7 protein-coding genes and 1 pseudogene are annotated in these 6,726 nt (G+C 61.0%); 5 read left to right on the top strand and 3 right to left on the bottom strand.

Annotated elements, in window-relative coordinates:
- The 5 genes and pseudogenes from AB4Y87_RS14030 to AB4Y87_RS14010 form a co-directional block, all read left to right on the top strand.
- A pseudogene (locus tag AB4Y87_RS14030) lies at positions 1 to 149 on the top strand (IS481 family transposase); the annotation flags it as partial.
- 9 nt (positions 150 to 158) lie between these two features.
- Positions 159 to 1,442: a sensor histidine kinase gene (locus AB4Y87_RS14025; RefSeq protein ID WP_442004933.1), complete on the top strand. Its 1,284-nt coding sequence runs from the start codon at positions 159 to 161 to the stop codon at positions 1,440 to 1,442.
- Positions 1,443 to 1,498: 56 nt separating this feature from the next.
- Positions 1,499 to 2,137, top strand: a complete 639-nt coding sequence (locus AB4Y87_RS14020) for a response regulator (protein ID WP_442004939.1) — start codon at positions 1,499 to 1,501, stop codon at positions 2,135 to 2,137.
- 165 nt (positions 2,138 to 2,302) lie between these two features.
- Positions 2,303 to 3,757 carry an amino acid permease gene (locus AB4Y87_RS14015; RefSeq protein ID WP_442004932.1) on the top strand — a complete coding sequence of 485 codons (1,455 nt, stop codon included), beginning with the start codon at positions 2,303 to 2,305 and terminating at the stop codon, positions 3,755 to 3,757.
- A gap of 147 nt (positions 3,758 to 3,904) precedes the next feature.
- On the top strand, positions 3,905 to 4,690 hold the full coding sequence (locus AB4Y87_RS14010) for an IclR family transcriptional regulator (protein ID WP_442004931.1): 786 nt from the start codon (positions 3,905 to 3,907) through the stop codon (positions 4,688 to 4,690).
- An 11-nt stretch (positions 4,691 to 4,701) separates the two neighbouring features.
- On the opposite strand, the gene AB4Y87_RS14005 is transcribed toward AB4Y87_RS14010, so the two are convergent.
- The 3 genes from AB4Y87_RS14005 to AB4Y87_RS13995 are packed head-to-tail and all read right to left on the bottom strand — an operon-like array spanning position 4,702 to position 6,666.
- On the bottom strand, positions 4,702 to 5,466 hold the full coding sequence (locus tag AB4Y87_RS14005) for an IclR family transcriptional regulator (protein ID WP_442004930.1): 765 nt from the start codon (positions 5,464 to 5,466) through the stop codon (positions 4,702 to 4,704).
- Positions 5,467 to 5,479: 13 nt separating this feature from the next.
- Positions 5,480 to 6,220, bottom strand: coding sequence for a cyclase family protein (locus tag AB4Y87_RS14000; protein ID WP_442004929.1), 741 nt, complete (start codon positions 6,218 to 6,220; stop codon positions 5,480 to 5,482).
- Positions 6,220 to 6,666 carry a hypothetical protein gene (locus AB4Y87_RS13995; RefSeq protein WP_442004928.1) on the bottom strand — a complete coding sequence of 149 codons (447 nt, stop codon included), beginning with the start codon at positions 6,664 to 6,666 and terminating at the stop codon, positions 6,220 to 6,222. Before AB4Y87_RS13995 ends, AB4Y87_RS14000 begins: the two co-directional genes overlap by 1 nt.
- Positions 6,667 to 6,726: the final 60 nt, after the last annotated feature.

Raw genomic sequence — 6,726 nt, 5'->3', positions numbered from 1 at the left:
CCTACTCCCGCCCGTACCGATCAGAGACCGAGCGTGTTGCCGCCTTCGCGGACTGGCTCCATCACTACAATCATCATCGAGGCCACACCTCACTCAAAGGTCAGCCACCAGCCAGCCGCGTCACCAACCTCCGTGGGCAATACATCTAGGCTCAATCCATGAGTGAAGCTCCACAGGTGAAGGACGCGCCGGCTGCTACAGCCGACGCGTCCTTCGCTGAAATTGCCCAGCGCCGCCGGGGCCGTATCCGTCGGTACTTTTTCGAGCRTCCCCGTGCGATGGATGCCGTAGTTGTCCTTTGCTACGTCCTTTTGGCCTTGCCTACCATCATCGCCTCGATCATCGACGGCAAGTGGCTCGTCGTCGGGCTCTTGCTGCTGATCGCGACTGTCCTGATATTCCGGCGGCGCTACCCGCTTCAGGTGGTTGCCGCCGTCGCGGTTCTGGAAGTCCTGGCCACCGTGCTGAACCCGTGGGGCTCAAACGTTTCCGCGGGTCTGTGGTTCGCCCTCTACGCTGTAGCCACGAACCGGAAGCGGGCAACTTCACTGGTGGTGTTTGGCGCTGCCAGCCTGCCGCTGAGCCTGCTGTACCTTTTCATGTGGACAAGTCCCAGCAGTATGAACACCCTGCAGGACGTCCCCGAGAACTTCCACCTCATCAACAACATCGCCACTGCTGTAACCATCATGTTGTCCAACCTGTTAGCCACGGGCATTGGTATCTCGGTCCGCCAGCGGCGTGAGCATGAGGCCGAGATCGCCGCATGGGCGGCGCGGACAACGCAGTTGGGCAAGGTCACCGAGCGCAACAGGATCGCGCGGGAAATGCACGACGTCGTGGCTCACTCCCTGACGGTAATGATCAGTTTGTCGGACGGTGCGGCAGTCGTGGTCAAGAAGGACCCCGATCGCGCCGGCGACGTCCTGGGTGAACTGTCCCGAACGGGTAGGGCAGCACTTGCGGATATGCGTCGGGTGCTTGGCGTCCTGCGCGACGATTCCGGCCGCCCGGCGCCACTGACGCCGCTCGAGTCGGGGCTGAACCTGGCCAAGCTGCTGGATGGATTCCGTACGGCCGGCCTGCCGTTGCACTACGCGCACACTGGGCCCGCGCTTCCGGCCGATCCTGCGTTCGAGCTCACCGTTTACCGGATTGTGCAGGAATCGTTGACCAACGTTCTCCGCTATGGGCGCTCTCTTAGCCGCGTGGACGTGCAGGTAGCCCGCGACGGCGATCTGGTGACCATTGACGTGCTCGACGACGGCCGCGGAACCCGGGAGGGTGGCGAGTCAATGGACAGCCTGGGAACACGGCAAGGCGTTGCCGGAATGCGTGAACGGGCGGGAATCTATGCTGGAATCGTTAGTGCCGGTCCGAGCAAAAGGGGAGGCTGGGCGGTCCACGCCGAGCTGCACTGGAACGGCGACAAGGGGGAATAGTGGTAGATCAGGGCGTCATCAAGATCCTGCTGGTGGATGACCAGCCACTGCTGCGGATGGGCTTTCGACTCATCCTTGAAGGTGAAGAGAACTTCCATGTAGTGGGCGAGGCATCGGACGGAAACGAGGCTGTCCGGCAGGTGCAGGAGCTGCAGCCGGACGTGGTGCTTATGGACGTCCGAATGCCCACCATGGATGGCATCGAAGCCACGCGCCGCATTTCGGACTCCGGTTCCGAAGCCCGGGTCATCATCCTCACCACGTTTGATCTTGACGAATACGCCTTCTCGGGACTGCAGGCTGGCGCTTCTGCATTTCTGCTCAAGGATGTGGCCCCGGTTGAATTGGTGCACGCTGTGCGACTTGTGGCCAGTGGCGACGCCGTCGTGGCGCCCCGCGTAACGCAGAGGCTGTTGGAGACGTATGTACGCGGCGGCAGTGTGCCCGGCCAATCGCCCAGCCCACATCGGGATCCGTTATTGGACGATCTCACACCCCGCGAAACCGAGATCCTCACGACCATCGCCGAGGGGCTGTCCAACGCGGAGATCGCCCACAAGTTCTTCCTGTCCGAGGCCACTGTCAAGACCCATGTCCGCCGCATCCTCAGCAAGCTGCAATTGAGGGATCGTGTGCAAGTTGTGGTGTACGCGTACGAGACGGGACTTGTTGTACCGAGCAACCCGGACTACTAACCCCCCGCCGCACGTAACGTGCAACATATGCATTAACAAATGTTTTTAATGACCGTTTGCGCCGAGATTGTGTTACCTTCGTCACTACAGACGCCCTTCTTGGCACCCTCAGTCCGGATGTCCTCAGGCGTACCGTTCGCATCTGTCATTAACCGGAGACACCACATGGAACCTTCAGCACCCCTGCAATTGGACCATCTACCTGATGCTCCCGCTTCTCCCGGCTCGTCCACCGCCGCCGAAACCGGCCTGCGCCGAACGATGGGTCCGCGCCACCTCATCATGATCGCGATGGGAGGTGTTATCGGATCGGGCCTGTTCCTCAGTTCCGGATACACGATTTCGCAAGCAGGTCCCCTGGGCGCCGTCCTTGCATATCTGGTGGGGGCCTTCGTGGTCTACCTTGTGATGGCTTGCCTCGGTGAACTGGCCATTGCCTACCCGGTTTCAGGCGCCTTCCACATTTATGCTGCACGATCCATCGGTCCGGCCACGGGCTTCGCCACAGCCTGGCTCTATTGGCTTTGCTGGGCGGTTGCGATCGGGTCCGAATTCACGGCGTCGGGCCTGCTCATGCAGCGGTGGTTCCCCGGCGTGGACGTGTGGGTCTGGTGCGTGGTGTTCGCAGCAATCCTCTTCGGACTCAATGCCATTTCCTCCAGGTTCTTCGGAGAATCCGAGTTCTGGTTCTCCATCGTCAAGGTGGGTGCGATCATCGCGCTGATCGTGTTTGGTGGAGCCGCGCTCTTTGGATTCCAACCGCTCTCGGGATCCGGCAACCACCCCTTCCTTTTTGAGAACTTCAACACCTCAGGCGGACTCTTTCCCAATGGCTTCTCCGGGGTCCTTGTTACGGCCCTGGCAGTCTTCTATGCCTTCTCCGGCTCCGAACTCATCGGTGTCGCTGCTGGAGAAACTACCGATCCCGCCCGGAACATCCCCAAAGCCATGCGCAGCACTGTAATTCGTCTCCTGATCTTCTTCGTCGGTGCCATTGCCGTCATCGCCGCCACCGTTCCTTTCGATCAGGTGGGCTTGGATGAGAGCCCGTTCGTTACCGTGTTCTCCTCCGTTGGCATCCCCTACGCGGCGGACATCATGAACTTCGTCATCATCACGGCACTGTTGTCTGCCGGAAACAGCGGACTGTTCTCCTGTGCCCGCATGCTGTACTCGCTATCCGATGAGGGGCACGCGCCAAAGGCACTGAAGCGACTGACGAAGCGCGGGATTCCCCTTGTTGCCCTTTCTGTCAGCATGCTTGGTGGGCTGGCATCGCTGATCAGCAGCGTGGTTGCCCCCGAAACGGTGTACGTTGCCCTTGTTTCCGTGGCGGGATTCGCGGTGGTAGGGGTATGGATGTCAATCACGGCATCCCACTTCTTTCATCGCCGGGCATTTATCCGAAACGGCGGGCAGGTGGCCGATCTTGCCTACAAGGCCCCGTTCTTCCCGTTGGTTCCCATCCTGGCATTCACGCTTTGCCTGGTCTCACTGATAGGCATTGCCTTCGATCCAAACCAGGTTGCTGCCCTTTACTTCGGTATTCCGTTCGTGGCCGCCTGCTACATCTACTTCCACTTCAGGCATGGACGCGCGGCGGTTAAGCAGATCGCCTGATCAATCCAGCACGGGGCTTCACGGCCGGACTTCAGAGAGAGTCCGGCCGTGAAGCCGTTTGTCGTCCTGACCAAGGGCCCCTGATTCTTGCCCCTGACACGGGCGTGTGAGAATGGCGTGAGCGCTTGGCGGAAGGAGCGGGATTTCTTGGAGGTGTCACCGGAGGCGTCGTCGTTGGCGCAGGGGCTTCGTCTCGTTCGGTTGGTTATTGACCGCGAAAAGCAGGGCCGTCAGCTCCTTGGCGTATCCCAGCTCGCGGCTGAGCTGGACATGGAGCAGAGCCGGGTCTCGCGACTGGCCCAGGAACTGTGCGACTTGGGGCTGCTGGAGCGGCTGGAGCGCGGACCTTTCCGTGCGGGACCCCGGTTCTTCAGCCTGGCCGCCTCCCTTAATGTTGGCTGGGTGCGTGATTCCCGGGCAGAACTGGAAGAGTTGGTCTCGGCCCTGGGGCTTAGGTCCCGGCTGTCAGTGCGCGATGGTGTCAAGGTTCTGCTGCTGCGTTCCTCCACCAACAACTCGGTCCTGGGCGGATTCGCGAAGCCGGGAATGGTCACGCCTGTGTGGTGTACGGGTTCCGGGCGGGCATTGCTATGGGACCACTCCCGTAACGAGCTTGAAGCCCTGCTCAAGGATGTCAACTTCATTGGAGTTGGGGGGCCTGCTGCAGCGCATTCCGAGGCGGAAGTCGACGCCCTCATGGAGCGCGACAGGCCCCGGGGATTTGTTTTGGCGGCCGAGGAGTTCGAACACGGTGTGTGGGAACTGGGCGTACCTGTTCGGGATTCTTCAGGCGCCATCATTGCTGCGCTCAGTGTCCTGGGTACGCTTTCCGATCTTGAGAGGGCCGCGCCGGAACTGGCCCCGCTGCTGCATTCGGCAGCCCACCGGCTCGGTTCCGCATCCGGGACTCTCGGTTCCGCAACGGGGAACTGAGGTCAGGGCGGCTATTGAGGCCGTCCACCCACCATGGACTCCAGCCATCCCTGCCAGGAGTGGAGCGCGACGGCGTACGTTTCGCGGTGAGGTTCAATGCGGGACTTCGGGCCAACTATCTGCAGGGCCGCAGCAACCTCCCCTTTGAAGTCGCGTATAGGCGCAGCCAGTGAGTAGAGTCCGGGCTCAGCTTCTTCGTCCACGATCGAGTAACCGCGTTCGCGAGCATCATTGAGCCGCGCCAGGAAGTCCTCCACGGAGGAAGGCGTATTGGGTCCATGCTTCACGAACTCAACAGACTCGAAGATCTTGCGAACTTCATCGTCCGGGGCGTCCCACAGAAGTGCTTGGCCCGCGTCACTGCAATATGCAGGATAGGGACGTCCAAGCCACGATCCCACGAGGTTGGCGCTGGCAGGCACTTGTTCACCGATGGTGACCGTGCTGTTGCCGCTGAGGACGCCAAGAAAGCATGCCTCGTTGGTTTCAGAAGCGAGACCCTCAAGCGCAGTTAGCCCGTCCGTCTTCAGCCGTTGTTCAGCGACCAGTTGGGCGTCCGTCAGGATAGTCCAGCCCAAGCTGTATTTCCTCTGATCCCTGCGGGCCAGGAAACCCTCCTGCAAGGCACCCTTGAGACTCCGCGATACTTGGCTGCGGTCCTTATCCAGGTCGGCCGCGACGTCGGCGACCGTACCGCCGTCGTTTCCTTGCGCGTGACGGGCACCGACCGCAAGGATGGCCATCATGCCGCGGCCCATGCTTGAGGTCTTTGACATGGATTGATTCTAGCTAGTGGATGGCGAAAACCCTGGCCGGAAAGCCACTGCCTTCCAGGGGTTTGGCCCAGGTAGCAACCAGGACGGCGCCTGCCTCGGGCACGTTGTCCAGAGTGGCAAGGAGTTCAATCTGCCACTTATCGCGGGCCAGGACGTAAGTTTCCAGGCTGAAGTCCTGTTGGGAAGTGGCGACGCCGGGATCAGTGTCCGTTTGTTCGTGGCCGACCGCAGCCACGGCACGGTTCTCGAACAGGTATTCCAGAACCTCGCGTGACCAGCCTGGAGTGTGGCTGATACCGGCTTGGTCCTTGTTCGCCATGGCCTGGGCATCGGGCCATCGCCGGCTCCAACCAGTGCGGAGCGCCACAAACGAACCTGGCAAAATGTGCCCGTTCCTCGCCTCCCAGCCCTGAACGTCGGCGAGTGTTGGAGTGGCATCTTCATCGTTGTGGACACGGTCACTGATATCCAGGACGACCAACGGCAACAGCATTTGTTCCACGGGTATCTCGTCAAGCGTTCGGCCGCCCCGGACAAAGTGCGACGGCGGATCCACGTGGGTGCCCCACTGGCCAACTATCGAGTACCGGTGGGCGGTAAAGCCGTCCCCCTTTTCCATGTCAAAGAGGGCTTCGCGGGACTCATCCGGAAAGGCAGCAAAATGGGGCTGACCCGGATGGAACGCGTGCGTCAGATCGGTGTACGTCCTGCCTTCGAGCAGGGGCGCGAGCTGCTGCCATAACTGGGAATTCATCAGGCTACCCTGCTTTCAATGGCGGGAGCATGGACGCTGCTGGAGACACTCAGTGGCCCGGAGACTTCGATGACGGGAACTTCCCACGGGTGGATGTCCACGATCCGCTGGACGAGCTCATGAACGGCCTGGTCAGAGAGCGAGTCATCGAAGTATGTGGTGAACACGAATGTCGGCGAGATGGTCCTCTGCCCCACGCTTCCCAACGTGGGATTGGCACCTTCCGCGACGGTAAAGCCCTCGAACCCTGCCGAGGACTCGAAGACGTGGTGGTAATTACCGAAGCCACCCAGCTCCGGCGTTGCAGTGAGCGCTTGCAGCAGCGAGGCGATGCCTGGGTCAGACTCTAGGGCCCCCAGATCGCCACTGGCCAGTTGGGTCATCGTGTCCAGCGGGATGGGCCAGTGGATGCGGAGCTTTCGCACGGCTTTAAGTTCAATGTTCATGGGGCAATGCCTTCCGTGGATGTGCTTACTGGGAGCAATCGTGGCACAAGGTGACGAGCA

The organism is Paenarthrobacter sp. RAF54_2 (assembly GCF_052113945.1).
Classification (GTDB): domain Bacteria; phylum Actinomycetota; class Actinomycetes; order Actinomycetales; family Micrococcaceae; genus Arthrobacter.
Note: the sequence above shows the minus strand (reverse complement) of the source record. Positions and strands in the feature narration are given on the sequence as shown.

What these genes read in the sequence shown, in the direction of transcription:
- AB4Y87_RS14005 (WP_442004930.1), bottom strand. Translation starts at nt 5,466, where the DNA reads ATGTCAAAGACCTCAAGCATGGGCCGCGGCATGATGGCCATCCTTGCG.
- AB4Y87_RS13995 (WP_442004928.1), bottom strand. Translation starts at nt 6,666, where the DNA reads ATGAACATTGAACTTAAAGCCGTGCGAAAGCTCCGCATCCACTGGCCC.
- AB4Y87_RS14015 (WP_442004932.1), top strand. Translation starts at nt 2,303, where the DNA reads ATGGAACCTTCAGCACCCCTGCAATTGGACCATCTACCTGATGCTCCC.
- AB4Y87_RS14000 (WP_442004929.1), bottom strand. Translation starts at nt 6,220, where the DNA reads ATGAATTCCCAGTTATGGCAGCAGCTCGCGCCCCTGCTCGAAGGCAGG.
- AB4Y87_RS14020 (WP_442004939.1), top strand. Translation starts at nt 1,499, where the DNA reads ATGGGCTTTCGACTCATCCTTGAAGGTGAAGAGAACTTCCATGTAGTG.